This is a genomic window from Brevibacillus laterosporus (assembly GCF_030489605.1).
Classification (GTDB): Bacteria; Bacillota; Bacilli; order Brevibacillales; family Brevibacillaceae; genus Brevibacillus_B; species Brevibacillus_B laterosporus_E.
In genome coordinates this window covers 41903-60211 of the sequence record NZ_JAUKFY010000021.1, presented here as the reverse complement: position 1 = coordinate 60211, position 18309 = coordinate 41903, and the positions used below count along the sequence as shown (strand labels likewise).

The window sequence follows — 18309 nt, the reverse complement described above, 5'->3', positions numbered from 1 at the left end:
ATGAAGGAAGAAAGCCTACCAGGTCTCTTTAAAGTTACCTACAATACGTTTAATTGGTGCTACTGTGATGAAAGCTTCTGGATCAGTAGTGAGCACTATCTTTTTGGTTTCCGACCATTGGTGTTTTACAATAACGCACATTAGTACCTGTTTGTCCTGATGAGTATAGGCACCGCTTGCATTCCAAATGGTCACACCGCGTCGGACGACTGATTTTGTGATCGCTTCAGCTACCTCGTCTCCTTTTTTGGAAATAATAGTAACTGTAATCCGATCAATATGATTGAGAACCAAATCAACTGTACGGGACCCAATGTACATAGAAATGATGGTATACATCCCAATCTCCGGATTACCAAAATAGGAGGAAGCTATCACGATGAGGGCATTTATACACAGTCCAAACACGCCCATCGGGATTTGAAAATACTTCACAGCGATTCTGCCTAAAATGTCTGTTCCGCCAGTTGAGCCGCCTACGCGAAGTATAAAGCCTGTTCCCATACTTGCAATTAACCCACCAAAAACGGCACCCAGTAAAATATTGTGGGTCCATAATTGCTTTTGTGGAATCACATTGAGAAAGATTGAGATACAAACAACTGCGTAAATGGTATAGCAAATGAATTTCTTGCCGATTTTAAGATAACCGAGAATCAATAAGGGAATGTTTAGCACAAAATATAAAGTACCTACACTCATCCCCGTCAGTCGATATAGAAGGGTACAGATTCCGGTCAACCCCCCAGGTAAAAGCTGATGGGCGGCAATTAGCGTATTGGCTCCAAAGGCAAATACTGCACAACCGATTAAAATGCCCAGCAGATCACGACAAACACACCAAACAGGATGATAAAAAAAGCGCTTTGTTTTCTCAGGAATGTCAGCAGTACTCATGTCGTTTCTCTCGTTCTCCATTATCTTTTCTAGTTTGTAATACTCGTATGATTTTACCTAAAGCTATGCCAAGATTCAATAACGATTGAGAGTTTTAACAAGGCAATGATATGAATTTTTCTGTGAGAGCTTGCGTGACAGAGAGTAACAATGTCTGTCAGGCTGGTAAAGTTCGCATATAGGCTAAAAATGCTCCTTTTTCTCCAAATTCGACAACCATCACGTTTGACTGTACGCTTTTGGTATGACATCATTAAGAAGCAGAAAGGAGGGAAAGTGATGGGGCAGTGTATCGTATAGGAGAATTGGCTGTTTTGGCAAACATTTCGAAGCGGACTGTGGATTACTACACGAACCTGGGGCTTTTGCAACCGAAACGTTCCTCATCCAATTATCGTTATTATGATGAGTGTGATCTGGAAATTTTGCAGATGATTGGACAATGCAAGTCATTACACATGCCGCTCTGTGAAATAAAGGAATTGGTTAGGAATAAACGGGAAGCTCCCAATGCCGAACAACTGTTGGCATTGACGAAAGATGTTAATCAACGTATGCAACAGCTCGAGCAGGAGATGAGTTTGCTGATAAGCCAGATTAATTCTCTGTCGGAAGAGGAGCAACATGAAGTTCGACAAAAACTGTCGGTACAAGGAACCACGCTTTTACACTCTTTATTGCAACTTTTGCCATACAAGCAGGAAAAAAATTAGAGAGAGAACGACTCGATGGAGGTGAACACCTTAATTCAGCGATGGATTAAGGGAACTGGTTGGAGATATTTAATTTAGTCATGGTGTTTATTTTAATTGCCTTTACTGGATTTTTCGTGGCGGTAGAATTTGCGATAGTCAAGATTCGTACCAGTCGCATTGATCAATTAGTCGCGGAAAAGAAACCAGGTGCATTAGCAGCAAAGAAGGTAATTACCAACTTGGATGAGTATTTGTCAGCATGTCAGTTGGGAATAACGATTACAGCAATGGGTTTGGGATGGCTAGGCGAACCTACTGTACATCATATGCTACAGCCGCTTTTTGAAAGCATGAATATTTCAGGTGGAGTTGCCAATACCCTTTCATTTATTATTGCATTTGGAACCATGACATATTTGCATGTGGTAGTAGGAGAATTGGCTCCTAAGACTTTTGCGATTCAAAAAGCAGAGCGAGTGACTTTGTTATTTTCAAAACCGTTGATTTATTTTTATAAAGTAATGTATCCGTTTATCTGGGCATTGAACGGTTCCGCTCGCTTACTTACCGGGGTGTTCGGGTTAAAACCAGCCTCCGAGCACGAAATGGCTCACACCGAAGAAGAGCTACGGCTTATCTTATCAGAAAGCTACCATAGCGGTGAAATCAATCAAACTGAATTTAAATATGTTAACAATATTTTTGAATTCGATAATCGGATTGCGAAAGAAATCATGGTACCGCGCACCGAAATGATAGGTCTCTATCTGGATGACCCGATAAAAGAGCACATCAAAACCTTAAAATCGGAACAATATACACGCTACCCGGTTTTTGGCGAGGATAAGGATGATGTAGTCGGGATTGTCAACGTTAAAGATTTCTTCATTCATAGCTTGGGTGAGAGTGAGCTACAGATCACCAGCTTGAAAGAGTTTACACGTCCTGTCTTAAAAGTAATTGAGACGATGGCAATTCATGACCTCTTAGTTCAAATGCAAAAGAAACGCATTCAAATGGCTATTTTGTATGACGAATATGGAGGCACTGCCGGATTGGTGACGTTGGAGGATATCATTGAAGAAATAATCGGTGAAGTCCGTGATGAATATGATGAGGATGAACGCCCCCGCATTCAAGAAGTGGGGTTAAACCATAAAATTATTGACGGAAAAGTGCTGATCAGTGAAGTAAATGAGATGTTTGATCTGTATATGGATGACGAAGATGTAGATACGATCGCGGGCTGGATGCTTATGCAAAATCCCGATCTTCGTAAAAATGTCCCAATAATCTACGAGGGCTATGAGTTCCGTATATTGGAAAAGGATGTTAATCACATTAAACGTGTAGAGATTAAGCCTGCTGCTCAGCCAGAAAAAGAAGGTTCCGTTGAGACAGAATAAACTACCTGTACATTAACGAAAAAAGTATAACATGCAGGAAGGCATTTCTGGATTCGTTTATTCCGGAAATGCCTTCTAATCATTATCGCAAAAAAACATAGCAAAGATTATCTGGGATTCTGTGAACTCTCAATTGAATTTTGGGCGTAAACCATGTAACATGTAATACATGGTTTACAATACCTAAGAGTTTATGTAGGCTAAACTTCTGGTGCCTTATCTTACAAGGTGAGCGCAAACCGAGCGGGTCATACATACACATTGGTCAACCGCATGATTACGCTGTTGACTGTTAAGTGAAGCATAGGCTCTCATCCCGCATTTTTTAAAAGGGGCGAGAGCTTTTCAATACTTATTTGGAGAAAAAGGAGTTTTAGAGAATGAGTGTAACCATGGACAAAATCGTCGCTCTTGCTAAACACAGAGGATTTGTATTTCCAGGATCTGAAATTTATGGAGGTCTTGCGAATACGTGGGATTACGGTCCGCTTGGTATCGAGTTAAAGAACAACATTAAAAAGGCTTGGTGGAAAAAATTCATTCAAGAATCTCCGTACAATGTTGGTATTGACGCGGCGATCTTGATGAATCCAAAAACATGGGTTGCATCTGGTCACGTGGGCAATTTCAACGACCCAATGATCGATTGTAAAAAATGTAAGGCACGTCATCGAGCAGATAAACTGATTGAAGATAAACTTGCAGAAAAAAACATCGAGCTAGTTGTTGATGGCCTTCCTTTTGAAAAAATGCAAGAGCTTATCTCGGAACATAGCATTACTTGCCCAGATTGCGGCAGCCAAGACTTCACGGATATCCGTCAGTTCAACTTGATGTTTAAAACATTCCAGGGTGTGACGGAATCTAGTGCGAATGAAATCTTCCTGCGTCCTGAAACTGCACAGGGTATCTTCGTAAACTTTAAAAATGTCCAACGTACTATGCGTAAGAAGATGCCGTTTGGTATTGGACAGATCGGTAAAAGCTTCCGTAATGAAATTACACCAGGTAACTTTACATTCCGTACACGTGAATTTGAACAAATGGAGCTTGAATTCTTCTGCAAACCTGGCGAGGATATGAAATGGTTCGAGTTCTGGCGCAACTACTGCTTCCAATGGTTGTTGTCTTTGGGAGTAAAAGAAGAGAATGTTCGCCTTCGCGATCACAATGAGGATGAACTATCCCATTACAGTAAAGGCACTAGCGATATTGAATATAAATTCCCGTTTGGCTGGGGAGAGCTTTGGGGTATTGCGAACCGCACCGATTTCGATCTGAAGCAGCATATGGAGCATTCTGGGGAAGATTTCTCCTACCTTGATCCTGAAACGAATGAACGCTTTGTACCTTATTGCATCGAGCCTTCTCTTGGTGCAGATCGTGTAACGCTGTCATTCTTAATCGATGCGTTTGAGGAGCAAGAACTTGAAGGCGGGGATAGCCGTACCGTGTTGCGTTTCCACCCAGCGCTGGCACCGTATAAAGCAGCTATTTTCCCATTGTCCAAAAAACTGTCTGAACCAGCTATGAAAGTGTTTGCAGACTTGTCCAAGGATTTTGTGGTGGATTATGATGAGGCCGGTTCTATTGGTAAACGTTATCGCCGTCATGACGAGATTGGAACACCACTTTGCATCACGTATGACTTCGAGTCCGAGCAGGATGGCATGGTAACGGTACGTGATCGTGATACAATGGAACAAACACGTGTAGCGATTGCCGATTTGAAAGCCTTCATTGAAGCTAAAATTTCTTTTTAAGCTTGTACAATTTAAGCATCGTATGATAAATTGCCTTTGAGAGCTTGACTTCTATTCAAAAAACATTTTTTTCATTAAACCTTTTACTGCTACAAAAAGCCGTTCTCACTCCCGTGTGGAGAGAACGGCTTTTTGTGCGGAGCTTACACGCTAGAAGGTTAACAAGCTGCTCGGAGATTATTCGTTTAAGTCCAGCATATACTGCCCGGTAATAATCTAGCCTTAATAGGCCTGTTATACAGTTTGCAGGATTCAATATTTGACTATGATAATCTTTATCAACTAAAATGAAGAAAGAATGAGACTAAATAGGATAGGAATTACTGTTAATTACGATACATATAAAGGGAGTGTTAGTTTATGTTTATCGAAACAAAAACGATTATTGTAAAAGAGGGTACTTCAGATTTGGTCGTGAAGCATTTTACTGGGGAAGGCGAAATTGAGAAAATTGAGGGTTTCATCGATTTAAGCGTGCTAGTAAAGCGAACTCGTAAGGGACATGATGAAGAAGTTATCGTGTTAATTCGCTGGGAATCAGAAGAGGCTTGGAAAAGATGGGAAACCAGTGAAGCTCATCTGGAAGGACACCGCCAAAGCCGTGGAAAACCAAAACCAGATCATATCGTTAGTTCATCCCATGGCGTGTATGACGTAAAGTCTAGTAAATCTGCCATCGTACAATCATAATTAGAATGTTGGAATAGGCGCTAATACAGCGTCTTTTTTCATGTTGTTTAGTTATTAAACTTCGCCTAAATATACTAATTAAGGTAATTTTTAGGGAAAATTAAGTGAGTCTTAAGGTATATATCTATAAACGTATAGGCAGATATGCTACCATAGTAGTAGATAAAAGGATGTATTCCTGTTGTTTATATAGTGGATGAGCGAAAAAAAAACGCATAGTATGCAAAATATCAGAGTAACCCGAGCAAAAGATCAAACTGATTTTAGGTTAATAGGGTAGCTTGTCATCTGAAAAAAGGAGGAATCTAGCGAAGCAATCACTTTTCTCAGGTATAAGAAATAGCTGCTTACTAGGTATACGAAAGAGATTTTATGTGCGGCAGGAATCTAATAAAATTGTGATGATTTTTCTATTAGTTTTCCATATTATTTCTTTATTTTTCTAGTAGAATAAAAAACAGCGAGGAAGAGATTACAAAACCAAGGAAGGAGCGAAGAGCATGTCTTATGAAATTTCATATTTTACTGGACCTGTTTTATTATCGATGGCTATGATCGGCTTCTGGTTCTCTACGGTTTTGGTACGCAAAGGTCTTCGCACACAAACCGTTGAGGCAAGTATTCAGGACGTAAGTGAACATCATAAACTATTGAAAAAAATGGATGATGCCACCTATAAAGATGTAAAGCAAAAATTGAAAATGAAATCGAAGAAAAACAAGAACAACAATAGTGGAACATAGAAATATCTTAACTGCATGTGAATTGGACAATCTAATGCAGAAAAGTGAAGAAATGAGCTCCCAAAGGGCTGTCGGATACATTCCGGCAGCCTTATTATATTGGAAAAGGCTATGAAATAAGGGTTCTTTTTACGAGGTTTTAATACAGGCGTTTGGTGTAGCTATCATGTAATAAGTCAGCGACATCTTCCGGCGTAAATTTTGCATGCTCGGCTAACATGACCGCTGGTTTGGGGAGGTTTTCCTTAGGAAGCCAGCTGGTTGGTTGCCAGAGGCCAGAACGTTTAAAAGCTTTCGCACAATGAACAAAACATTCCATCACCTCTACTGCAATTCCCAATTGAGGTACTCGTCCTTGCACTTGCATGGGTTCGAGAAGCTCCTGATCTGCAATGATCTGTGCTTTTCCGTTAATACGCAATGTTTCTTCAAGTCCTGGAATGACGAAAAGTAACCCTACGTATGGATTAGATAAAATATTTCGGAGTGAGTCCGCTCTACGGTTACCAGGACGCTCAGGTATGAGAAGATGGTGGTCATCTAGCACATGCACAAAGCCAGGATGGTCTCCACGTGGAGATGCGTCACAAATCCCTTCTTTATTGCTGGTAGATAACACGAGAAAAGGTGCTTTCGCTAAGAAGGAACGACAATGCGCATCTATGAACGGAATAACCTTTTTTTTGGCTAGAGGACTTGGTGTACCAATCATTGAAAGCAATTCTTCTTCAGATTCGATAGTATGTTGAAAGGATTTCATTTAATCCGACACCTCTTATGAAAATATTTGCTTATTATTATAATGTTCTCTACATTTTATAAGCAGTATCAATCATATCATATTTTGAATATTTTGGCTTGGTTGACGTAAAGGTATAAGTGGATTGGAAGGGGAAAAGCTGTGATTTCTATTGAAGGAGGTATCTATATCAGGAGGGGAGTTCGTTTCAGAAGATTTCTACGAGGATCGGGCAATTAGCGCATGACTTGAAGATTGCAAGCGGGTAAGTCGTACTGATAAGCATAACTTTAAGGGTAAAAGGAATCCCCTTTCAATAAAACGCGTTAATTAAGCTTAGCTTAAAAGCATATATACATGAGGCAAGTAGCAGTAAACAGATAATAATATCTAACATCGTTTATCCTCATTATGAAGTAATTTTATTGTTCAGTAGCTCATACGCATCTTGAAGAGCTTCTTTACCTGCAGTGGAGGCATTGCAGAGTATAACTTATTATAGCCCGGCTACTCCTGCTTCAGGAAGTAGCAATTTAGGAAGCTGCTGAAAAAGCAGGAATATCTGGAATGTCCTTGTATCGAAGAAAAATTAGAATGTGTAATCATAAGAACCTGTTGATATCCGACGGGGTTTTACTTTTACTGTGAACTATTACTGTGAACGATGTCACGGACTGGAGCAGGAACCCTGTCACTAAAGTTTATTGAATGAATTTTTTGTGAAATTCAAAATCCAAATGTAGAATAGTAGCATGAACACAATTGAAACAATAAAATTTTATTGTTTTACGATAAATTTTTATTGACTTTGAATATGCTCCAAATTAATATATGGTTATTAGCTAGATGAGAAGGAGAATTTTTATGAGACAGAAAGAACTGTCATCGTGGTTAAAATTAATCATTGTTTTTTGTGGAATTTCTGGTGTATTGCTCTGCATTTACATAGCACCTGAAACTGGAAAGAGAATGTTACTGGATTCAAAAAATTTAAAGGACCTATACAATCCTTTTATTGGATTTATTTGGATTACAGGAATTCCATTTTTTATTGCTCTAGTTTTAGGATGGCAAATATGTTCCGATATTGCCACTGATCAAGCTTTTACTGTTAAAAATGCGGATAGATTGAAGAGAATCAGTGTTTTATCAATGGTTGAAGGTGTATTGTACGTTTTAGCGTTGTTTTATCTTTTCATAGTAGGAAGCTATCACATAAACATTTTCGTCTTTATAGTAATGATTCTATTTTTCTCGGTCGTTATTTCCGTATTTACTTCCATGCTTTCTCATTTAGTTAGAAAAGCTAGTGAGATAAAGCAGGATAACGATCTAACGATTTGAGGTGCTAAAGTATGCCTATTATAGTAAACCTTGATGTAATGCTGGCAAAAAGGAAAATGAGTGTTACAGAATTATCAGAAAAACTAGGGATTACAATGGCAAACGTATCAATTTTGAAAAATGGCAAAGCAAAAGCGATTAAATTTTCAACTTTAGAAAAGATATGTGAGGTTCTAGAATGCCAACCTGGTGACATTTTAGAATATAAGGAAAACAAAAAACAATAAAACGGAAGATGCAAAAAGAATGGTGTAATTTCCCATAGTATTGTCTCATTTTAATTTAGAGTGTATGACAGAAACGTACTTAGTAGTGATGGAACTAAACCACTATTTACGGCTTACAATTTTATAACTTCATTAGTTTTTGTTCTCATACACTTTATAGATTACTCATTGTAACAAGTGCATTATTCTAAAAACGTGATGTACGTTAAGTCACATTGTACAGAACGTATCCAGTTAGAAGGTGAAAACATGAGATATATACAAGATCTTTTTTATTTTGGTTACCATCAAGCCTTATCTTGCATGTTTCCAGTGATTATCTTTGTAACACTTGCTGTTTCAAAGGTATTTTCAATTCCCGGATTGCATCGTTACGATTTTATTCTACTTATTTGTCTCATTACGCAATATCTCATGTTCAAAAATAAATTAGAGACAAAAGACGAGTTAAAAGTGATTAGTGTGTTTCATGTTATCGGATTACTATTAGAAGTATATAAGGTTCATGTCGGTTCATGGTCATATCCAGAAGAAGCATGGACGAAAGTTTTTGGAGTGCCGCTATATAGCGGTTTTATGTATGCAAGTGTGGCAAGTTATATTTGTCATGCTTGGCGCCGATTTCATTTAAAAATGAATAACTGGCCAGACTATAAATGGACAATACCACTTGGAGTGATGATCTACTTAAACTTTTTCACACATCATTTTATTTTAGATTTCCGTTGGATTTTGACTATCCTTTTATTTATTGTCTTTGTTAAAACTTATGTGCAATTTACAGTGCGAAACAACACATATAAAATGTCACTTCCTCTTTCTTTTTTCCTAATAGGCTTCTTTATATGGATCGCAGAAAACATTGCAACGTTTTTCGGAGCGTGGCAATATCCGAACCAACAAGACTCTTGGAGTCTAGTACATATTGGTAAAATTAGTTCTTGGTTCTTACTTGTTGTTATCAGCATAATGATTGTCGTTCAGCTTAAAGAAGCTTGTTACAAAGGTTCCACAATATCTAAAGAAGTAAGGAGTTCTAAAATAAGATAAAGTATCGAATGAGACCATTTACTCTAAATGTAAAAAGGAGCTGATGGTCTGCGATACTATTGCTAGAAAAGGAATCTGCTCCGAATATAGATATTTCGATATTGTTGAGTAGAGGAGCACGCACAATGCCCAACAGCAGATCTTTAAAATACTGGCAATTAAGGTTAGAGGAGAAAAAGAGGACGGCAACCGATAAAACATTCATCCTAATGTAGGACATCCCTGAGGTTTTTAGACATACATTTTAGGTCAAAAGGGGGGATGACAGACTTCCTGTTGCTTGTAGATGGTTGCCCTCACTAAATTTTATTCAATCCGGGGTCTGGTTGGATAACAATCCGGTGATTTCACATCGGACACTTCGGATAGCTTCATCAAATAATAACACTCTTCCCGTGACATATGATCTGCCATAAGTGGAGACAGCGTTCCTAATACCTCATCCTTTAATCGAAGCTCTTCTAATTCATGTAAAAAGCCCTTAAAAAGTTGAATTTCCATTTCAGCCTGATGATTAAAACGACTGAGTGCTGGAAATTCAGCTAAATTTGTTCGTAGGTATCCAGCTAATTCGCTTGCTTTTAGGTAAAAGTGCTGAAATTGTTTCGTAAAGTGCTTGCTTTTTTGTCTGTAGTCATTTTCCACCATATCAAGCAGAGAAGTGATGGTATCAGCATGACCCGCAGCATCAGAGAGCCATAGTAGATGAAAGTGAAGGGGATGACATGAAGGGGGCCAATTACCGGCCAAACAGGCCTCCAGGATTCGTTCATATTCTTCCAGCTCATTCACCATATGGTTTATAAATGTTGGAGGAAGGCTGATGGAAATCTTACCAATAAGATGTCGTTCTAGAAGATGAAGCTTAAACTGGCGTAGATTTTGCGTCTCGGCACTTGCTTGTTGGCAAAGTGTATTGATTTCTTCAGGTGACAAATTCATACGAGCATAATCTAATAATCTGTCAAATGTTTGGACAAAGTAGTTAGCCCGCTCGATTTCTGCTTGCTCTTTCGGAGCCAATGAGTCAAAAATAAATCGGGAATGATCCCCCAGAATTTGGAGCCAAAAACGGTGCTCAAACAAAATATTATCACGAGTATTTTTATTCACGTAGTTCCCTCCCTTATATGTCAAGAATATGTGTGTAAAGCTCAAGGTATGTTATGGGAATTCTTTAGATCATTTGAAAGAGCCAAGGGCGTTGATATTAGAAGAAGTTGATCATCTTAGACATACGCCGCATGCAATAAATTGAAGCTGCGCAGCCCGGTTTGACAAAAAAAACCAATTGTGCTTCAATATGAATGAATAATAAAAAAATTCATTCATAAGAGGTTGGTTAACAGATGGATAAAAAAAAGATCCTCTTTAATTGTGGTCGGGAATTATTCCACTCCAAAGGATTCAAAGACACGAATATTGCAGACATTGCAAAAATGGCGGGAATAGCGGTGGGTACTTTTTATAACTACTATTCCTCGAAAGAGAAATTGTTCTTTGAGATTTATATGAAAGAAAACAAAGAATTTAAAAAGCGCATTGTCGAATCCCTTGATTTGAGTCAAGATCCTGTGACGCTTGTGAGAAAGATAGTGGAGCAGAACATCAGTTCTATGAGTTCAAATAAAATACTTAAGGAATGGTATAACAGAGATTTTTTCCGAGAACTGGAACACCACTATGAAGAGGTTAAAGAGGATGATGATTCCATTCGTAGCTTATATACTGGATTATTTAGAAAATGGAAAGCTGAAGGAGAAATAAGAGATGATATTGATGATGAACTATTGCCCGCCTTTTTTGACTCGTTAGCATATATCGATACGCACAAGGAAGAAATTGGGGTTCACCATTTTCCACAGTTGATACAATATTTGGCGGAGTTTATCATGAAAGGCCTAACAGATTTCAAAAAATAGAATGAATGAACGTAGGCTTTTTTTGCTCAAATATGAATGAATTATAAAATATTCATTCATATAGCATTAAATCATCACCATCCTGATTCCAGACCAAATTACGTCTTTATCGGCAAAGATACATCTGCCCCAATTGCGAAGATAAAACAAAGGAGCGATTTATCAAACGAAGCCTCATATGGTTTCATTCGCTCTTCATCCAAAGAGGGCTATATCAAAAGGTTCTAATGATGTATCATCCCAAGCCTTCTAGAAAACAATTAAGCCTTTGAAAGCAAGACTTAAAAAAGATATGTAAATATTACAAAGGAGGTTCAAGCATGAACCGAAAAGGGGAAATCGTGTTTAGCATTATTGGTGCCGCATCGAGTCTCATCATGATAGTGATTGGCTTAGTTTTCTTATATCGTAAAGATAAGGAAGCTTATTTGAACTATTTGTATGCCAATTGGAGTGAAAGTGAAGTAGCTACTTCGCTCAATCAGATGAATCAAGCAGGAACTTTGTGGGTTCTTCCCGGAGTTATTGGCGTTGCGCTAGGTGTTATTGCCATAATTTTGTTAAAAGTAAAAAGTAGCCCGACACTAACAGGATGGATATTTATTATAGGATCGGTGGTGGTTTGTAATATTTCGGTGTTCGGATTTTTTCCTGCCATGTTTTTTGCCATAGCTGGGATTTTAGCATTGGTTAAAAAGGTAAATGTAAAGAAGTAACAAATAATTTAGTGGGTAAGAGCTGATACAACAACCTCTTAAGAACCAGCCAAATGATTGAATAGAATCGCGGAAACCTCTTTTTCTGGGCTTGTTATTTGGGTTATCGGTGTTCTATCCTTGCGGAGCGTTTTTCTACCAGACCCCCTATTAAGGAAGAAGAAGGATGAGGCAATAGGTTTGATGGCACAAAATTATCTAAAAATTATGATAAAACAGGAATCGATTAGAATAATAATTACACTTATAAGCAGGATGGTAATGATTTTCTGTAAATTCATTTTACCATCTTAAAACAAGATCATAAAATACAACCACAACTTAACAAATGCGCTTGATCAACTTTTAAAGGCTTATTCCAACTTGAACGACGAGGAGGAATAAGCCTTTTTTGATATCCAAAATTTCAAAAAAGAAAAATAGTAAAACAAGTACGGAAGAAGGTAGGTTTTATCACAGGCGGAAGTAGAGTATTAGCAATCATAGAGGAAGTAGGAGGCTTTTGTCAAAAAGCACAAGATTTACGGCATTGAGTGGATAAATTTGATATGCCTACGAACAAGGTGGAAACATTATGGAATAGGAGCTTTAGTGTATATATTCGTTAAACCCCAAAAATTGCAAACTAGAAATCACAACGGTTAACATTTGGAAAATAACCCTATAACTAAATTTAAGATTGAATGAATCCTACATCGTTAAAAACAACAATGGTGTCTACGCTTTTTCTTACACACACGTATGCATATAACTTTACGGTGACAAAAATCATGATGGTGATGATGTCTATGACATCTACGACGATGCTTATGACACTTGTGACAATGTCTATGACATCTGTGATGATGCCTGTGACATCTATGACATATACTCATTCGTACCACCTCCCTAAATCAAATCTGCTATATATTATGTAATCAACCATATTACTTGTACTAGGAGTACCCCCATTTTTTAAGAAAATAATGAAAATAGCCAATTTGAATCCAGGAATCTTGATTCGCCTCGGTCTCCACAGATCGTTGCAAAGACAGGAAAAAATCTAATAAGAAATTGATGAACAGAGAAAAAAGACCAAGTGAATAGGATTTATATATTAATTTTCGCACCAGCATGCTATGGAAAACGACGTCAGTAGGTTTGTGGATTAAAGAAAATCTACAGTGTGTAGGATGGCTTTCGTTAGATACCCAAGACAATGAATATATTCGTTTTTGGAGCCATCTAATCGTGTCATTAGAAGAAGTGCTTCCAGGTGTATCCGAAAATTGTTCTCACATTTTAGATAGAGGATATCAAGATTCGTTTTCACTGATCAAAACCTTAATTGAGCACATGCAGCTTGTAAAAAAGACCGTGGTATTTGTTCTCGATGACCTCCATGTGATTTATCGAAATGATATTTTGGAGTCACTTACATGGCTGATAGAATATCTCCCTCACCATGTCCACTTGCTCGTAACCGCTCGTACCAAGCCTCCGTTGCCAATCGTGAAATGGCGGGCAAGGGGGCATATTCTACAGTTAGGCGTACATGATTTGCACTTTTGAAACTTGGTTGTTTTTTCACGAATGTGTGAATCTTCGATTAACGGATCAGGAAATAGAGATTCTTATAAGTAAAACAGAAGGCTGGATTGGGGGAATGAATCTCATAGCTCTCTCAATGACAGAGACAAACGATTTTTCAAAGGGGATACATCAAGTTAATGGCTTACATCGAGACATTGCTGACTTCTTGTTTAATGAAGTGTTTCAACTTTTACGCGATGAATTGCAAATGTTTTTATTACAAACATCATTACTGAACAATATGAACAGTAGCCTCTGTGATACTATAACGGGACGTTCAGACAGTCAAAGCGTTCTGGAAAAGCTAGAGAAAATGAACCTCTTTATTACTCCGCTTGATGACAATCGTGGCTGGTATAGATACCACATATTATTATCTAAATTTTTAAGAAATCACTTCGCGTATAAATATCCAGATAAGGTCTCTGAGATTTACCAGGCAGCAGGGCGATGGATGGAAAAATCCAATTCCTTTGAGGAAGCAGTAGAATATTATCTAGCGGGAGAACAGTTTCTCAATGCATCCCGGCTTATCGAGAAATTAATGCCTTTAGTGTATCAAGGCCGATACCACTTACTGGCTGGATTAAGGAATTACCAGAGCGGTATCTACTAGAAAGGTCGGGCCTACATCTCATCCGCACGTCTCTTATTCTAGAACAGGAGGGCGTACAAAAAGCAAATAAGTATTTGGAGAATGTCGCCGAGCATAATCAAGCATGGAAGAAGCATATCTAGGTGCATTACTCGCTGCTGTTGGGAAATTATGACGAGATTTTAAACTTTAAACAAGCCTCCTGTTTGTCACTAATCACAAGTGAGACAGGAGGCTTGTTTTATATTTGAGAGCAAGAGCTTCTGTAGCGTTTTCCAGAGGATATACGCCGTGAGTCTGAACATGGATCTCTTTGCTTGCCAACATGTTTTTCTCTAACTAATTTCAGAACTAGACTATTTAAGGATAAATTTGGTAACGTCACTCTCTATCAAAATGTGCATATGTTATTTCCTTTTTCCTAATAATGTATTTGTAGAATATGGAGAAGGAATGATGATATGGAAAGCGTAGATCAATCGCTAGACTCTTTCATTCTAGGTATTGATGTCGGTTCAACCACCGTCAAAGCCGTAGTGGTCAATCCGAAAAATAAAGAAATTCTATGGTCAGATTATCAACGCCACCATACGAAGCAAGCGGAAAAGGTCTTAGAATTATTAGATACCATTGGCAATCAATTTTCTCACATCCCACAAAAAAACATTCGTGCATTTATAACAGGCTCAGGCAGTGGACCGATTGCTGAACATATTGGAGCAAAGTTTGTTCAAGAAGTGAATGCCGTTACTATGGCTGTAGAACAGCTTCATCCCGATGTAGGGAGTGTCATTGAACTTGGGGGACAGGATGCTAAAATCATTATTTTCAAGGAGAACGAAGAGACGGGTAATAAGCAAGCTCTTACCTCGATGAATGATAAATGTGCATCTGGCACTGGTGCCACAATTGATAAATGCATGATAAAAGCGGGTATGCCTATGGAAGAAGTGTGTAAACTTCACTTTGACGATTCCAAGCTGCACCATGTGGCCGCTAAATGTGGCGTGTTTGCGGAAACGGATATTGTGAACCTAGTGAAAAGCGGCATTCCCTCCGCGGAAATCATGTGTTCGCTCGCTGATGCTATCGTCATGCAAAATCTCTCTGTTCTGACACGGGGAAATACTCTGCGGCACCGTGTCCTTTTGCTGGGCGGTCCCAATACATACTTGCCATTCCTCCAAGAATGCTGGCGAAAACGTATTCCTCAGACCTGGCAAGCCCGCGGATACGACTATCCTCAAGACATACCCATAGAGGAACTAATCTTTGTTCCTGACAATTCCCAATACTACGCAGCTTATGGAGCAGTGATGTACGGGATGCATGAGCCTTCTGGTGTCGGCAACTTCACGGGGATAGAAGGACTGAAGGAATTTATTGCACACGGTCGGAAGTCAAAACTAGGCGAGAATGCAGGTCCTCCGCTCATTCGTACAAAAACAGAACAGGAAGAATTCAGCAGGGTTTACAGTATACCCAAATTTACACCTGCGACTTTTACACCGGGGCAAAAGGTACGAGCCGTGATCGGTCTTGATGGTGGTTCTACTTCATCCAAAGCCGTTCTCGTCGATGAGAATGGAAACATCTTGCTCAAAGAGTATCAACTGTCAAAGGGGAATCCTCTGGAAGATACAAAAGAAATGCTGAAGCGACTTCGGGACAGGGTGAGTAAGCAGGAGGCCGAATTAGAGATCATCGGTTTTGGAACCACAGGTTATGCAGCCGATGTACTGGAAAAAACATTAAAAACGGACGTCAATATTGTAGAGACCGTTGCTCATATGATGAGTGCTGTTAACCAATTTGGAGATATCGATGTCATCTGCGATATCGGCGGACAAGATATCAAGGTTCTCTTTATGCAAAATGGAGACATCCGTAATTTTAGGCTGTCTAACCAATGCTCTGCAGGAAATGGAATGTTACTCCAAGCAATGGCAGACCAGTTCGGTATTCCCATTCAAGAGTATGCAAAGACAGCTTTCCAAGCTGAACTTTCCCCTGCCTTTTCATACGGTTGTGCGGTATTCCTCGATGCCGACCGTGTTAATTTTCAAAAGGAAGGCTATTCGAAGGAAGAACTATTGGCCGGCCTCGCTCTCGTCTTGCCGAAAAACGTTTGGCAATATGTCGTGCAAATACCGCGCATGTCTGAATTAGGGAGCAAGTTCGTACTGCAAGGCGGAACACAATATAATCTTGCAGCTGTAAAAGCACAGGTCGATTACATTAAACAGCGTGTTCCCGATGCCGAGGTATATGTTCATCCCCATCCGGGAGAAGCAGGAGCAATCGGTGCAGCGATGGAAACGCTACGCGTTGTTAAACGCCGGGGCTACTCTACATTTTTGGGAATCGATTCAGCTATTAACCTGTCCTATACGAGCCGCAACGATGAATCTACTCGTTGTACGTTCTGTCCTAACCATTGCAGCCGTACCTTTATTGATTCTCAAACACCAGATGGACAAACAGCTCGCTATATCTCCGGCTTTAGCTGCGAAAAGGGGACGGTTGAAGATAAGGATGCAGTGATTCAACTGACTAAGAAACGACAAGAGCTAAAAAAGCACTATCCCAATTTGGTGGAATATGAAGCAGTCCGCATGTACCAGCACTTCTACGACGCAGAGGCGCTTCCCGAGACGGATACCCTTATAGAAGACGTGCAATTGAAACGCAGTTGGTTAGGACTAGGCGGAATGCGGAAAGAGGCTTATAAACGGCCATTTCAACGTTCCCCAATCAATTCAATCGAACGAAGAAAAAAGATTCGCATCGGAATTCCACGCGTACTTAATATTTGGTCGACAGCCCCATTCTGGCGAACATATTTCGAGACACTTGGCATAGATAAAAACAATATTGTTTTCAGCGATTTTACCAGTGAAGAAATGTGGCAAGAAGGTGGAAAGTACGGATCGATAGACCCTTGTTATCCGTCCAAGGTGACCCAGGCTCATATTCATAATTTGTTGTTTAAACATCATGAGAAAAAGTCGCTCGACTACATCTTTTTCCCATGCATCACCCATGTCCCGACCCATATGCAAAATGTGATGGATTCAACTAGTTGTCCAATCGTAGCAGGGGCACCAAACGTGATAAAGGCTGCTTTTACAAAAGAAATTAACTTTTTTGAGACACGAGGAGTCACCTATCTCGATCCGGCCGTTTCCTTCACCGAATTGAATTTGATGAAGAAGCAGTTGTATGAAGCGTTTAAGGACTATCTTGAAATTACAGAGGACGAAAGCGATTTTGCTGTGCAACAGGGTTGGACTGCGATGAACCTGTTTGATGCCGAGATGCAGGAGCGTGGGAAAAAGATATTAGAACAGGTGGAACAGGAAAATCGGCTCGCGATTCTGATGATTGGTCGCCCTTATCATTCCGATCCTGGTTTGAATCACGGTGTATTAGAAGAATTTCAAGTATTGGGTTATCCTATTCTCTCTATGCGCTCTATCCCTAAAGATGAAGAGTGGTTGAAGCGTTTTTTCCAGGACGATCTGGAAAGTGGGCGGGTGAGCTATGCACTAGAGGTAAGTGATGTTTGGCCGGAAAACTTTAGTTCCAATTCTGTACAAAAGGTATGGGCAGCTAAATTCGCGGCCCGTCACCCCAATGTTGCCATTCTTGATCTATCTAGCTTTAAATGCGGCCATGATGCTCCGACCTACGGACTTATAGACTCGATTATAGGAGCGGCAGGGGCACCTTACTCCGCCTTGCATGACATTGATGCTAACAAGCCAAGTGGTTCGATTAAAATTCGTGTGAAAACCTATGCCCATAGCTTGGGACTTCATGAAGAACGTTTACATGATTTAGCCCAGAAAAAAGCAGAATTGCAACAGCGTATTGACCAAAAACGATTGGAGCTTTCAGGTCTGCAAACGAAAGAACAAATGGTCTCCCTTCTATGAGCAGACAGGCTT

The 18309-nt window shown here is 39.4% G+C and carries 16 protein-coding genes; 13 read left to right on the top strand and 3 right to left on the bottom strand.

What is annotated here, in order from left to right:
• Window positions 1-15: 15 nt before the first annotated feature.
• A complete protein-coding gene (locus QZ995_RS18830; protein ID WP_031415278.1) occupies window positions 16-897 on the bottom strand; it encodes a YitT family protein in 882 nt (293 codons plus the stop codon).
• A gap of 287 nt (window positions 898-1184) precedes the next feature.
• Between QZ995_RS18830 and QZ995_RS18825 the strand changes: the two genes are divergently transcribed.
• The 5 genes from QZ995_RS18825 (at window position 1185) to QZ995_RS18805 (ending at window position 6194) form a co-directional block, all read left to right on the top strand.
• Window positions 1185-1610, top strand: a complete 426-nt coding sequence (locus QZ995_RS18825) for a MerR family transcriptional regulator (RefSeq protein ID WP_301809920.1) — start codon at window positions 1185-1187, stop codon at window positions 1608-1610.
• Between the two features lie 59 nt (window positions 1611-1669).
• On the top strand, window positions 1670-2998 hold the full coding sequence (locus tag QZ995_RS18820) for a hemolysin family protein (RefSeq protein ID WP_301809919.1): 1329 nt from the start codon (window positions 1670-1672) through the stop codon (window positions 2996-2998).
• Between the two features lie 380 nt (window positions 2999-3378).
• Window positions 3379-4761 (top strand): glycine--tRNA ligase, encoded by a 1383-nt coding sequence (locus QZ995_RS18815; protein WP_301809916.1) that lies wholly within the window; start codon window positions 3379-3381, stop codon window positions 4759-4761.
• 360 nt (window positions 4762-5121) lie between these two features.
• A complete protein-coding gene (locus QZ995_RS18810) occupies window positions 5122-5451 on the top strand; it encodes an antibiotic biosynthesis monooxygenase family protein (protein WP_003339582.1) in 330 nt (109 codons plus the stop codon).
• Between the two features lie 500 nt (window positions 5452-5951).
• On the top strand, window positions 5952-6194 hold the full coding sequence (locus QZ995_RS18805; RefSeq protein WP_301809912.1) for a hypothetical protein: 243 nt from the start codon (window positions 5952-5954) through the stop codon (window positions 6192-6194).
• Between the two features lie 139 nt (window positions 6195-6333).
• On the opposite strand, the gene QZ995_RS18800 is transcribed toward QZ995_RS18805, so the two are convergent.
• Window positions 6334-6954, bottom strand: a complete 621-nt coding sequence (locus QZ995_RS18800) for a pyridoxamine 5'-phosphate oxidase family protein (RefSeq protein WP_301809910.1) — start codon at window positions 6952-6954, stop codon at window positions 6334-6336.
• An 843-nt stretch (window positions 6955-7797) separates the two neighbouring features.
• Between QZ995_RS18800 and QZ995_RS18795 the strand changes: the two genes are divergently transcribed.
• From QZ995_RS18795 to QZ995_RS18785, 3 genes are all read left to right on the top strand, one after another.
• Window positions 7798-8277: a DUF2975 domain-containing protein gene (locus QZ995_RS18795; protein ID WP_301809908.1), complete on the top strand. Its 480-nt coding sequence runs from the start codon at window positions 7798-7800 to the stop codon at window positions 8275-8277.
• Between the two features lie 11 nt (window positions 8278-8288).
• Window positions 8289-8504 carry a helix-turn-helix domain-containing protein gene (locus QZ995_RS18790; RefSeq protein WP_301809907.1) on the top strand — a complete coding sequence of 72 codons (216 nt, stop codon included), beginning with the start codon at window positions 8289-8291 and terminating at the stop codon, window positions 8502-8504.
• Between the two features lie 249 nt (window positions 8505-8753).
• Entirely contained in the window at window positions 8754-9554 is an 801-nt protein-coding gene (locus QZ995_RS18785) for a DUF817 domain-containing protein (RefSeq protein ID WP_301809906.1), read from the top strand.
• 306 nt (window positions 9555-9860) lie between these two features.
• Here the strand turns inward: QZ995_RS18785 and QZ995_RS18780 are convergent, their stop codons facing one another.
• Window positions 9861-10667, bottom strand: a complete 807-nt coding sequence (locus QZ995_RS18780) for a DUF2935 domain-containing protein (protein WP_301809902.1) — start codon at window positions 10665-10667, stop codon at window positions 9861-9863.
• Between the two features lie 236 nt (window positions 10668-10903).
• Here QZ995_RS18780 and QZ995_RS18775 point away from each other — a divergent pair, with 236 nt between their 5' ends.
• From QZ995_RS18775 to QZ995_RS18755, 5 genes are all read left to right on the top strand, one after another.
• Complete coding sequence (locus QZ995_RS18775) at window positions 10904-11476, top strand: TetR/AcrR family transcriptional regulator (protein WP_301809900.1); 573 nt, start codon at window positions 10904-10906, stop codon at window positions 11474-11476.
• Window positions 11477-11796: 320 nt separating this feature from the next.
• Complete coding sequence (locus QZ995_RS18770) at window positions 11797-12192, top strand: DUF4064 domain-containing protein (protein ID WP_301809898.1); 396 nt, start codon at window positions 11797-11799, stop codon at window positions 12190-12192.
• A 1230-nt stretch (window positions 12193-13422) separates the two neighbouring features.
• Window positions 13423-13743, top strand: coding sequence for a hypothetical protein (locus QZ995_RS18765; RefSeq protein ID WP_301809896.1), 321 nt, complete (start codon window positions 13423-13425; stop codon window positions 13741-13743).
• Entirely contained in the window at window positions 13727-14380 is a 654-nt protein-coding gene (locus tag QZ995_RS18760; protein WP_301809895.1) for a hypothetical protein, read from the top strand. Before QZ995_RS18765 ends, QZ995_RS18760 begins: the two co-directional genes overlap by 17 nt.
• A 440-nt stretch (window positions 14381-14820) precedes the next feature.
• Window positions 14821-18297: a BadF/BadG/BcrA/BcrD ATPase family protein gene (locus QZ995_RS18755; protein WP_301809893.1), complete on the top strand. Its 3477-nt coding sequence runs from the start codon at window positions 14821-14823 to the stop codon at window positions 18295-18297.
• Window positions 18298-18309: the final 12 nt, after the last annotated feature.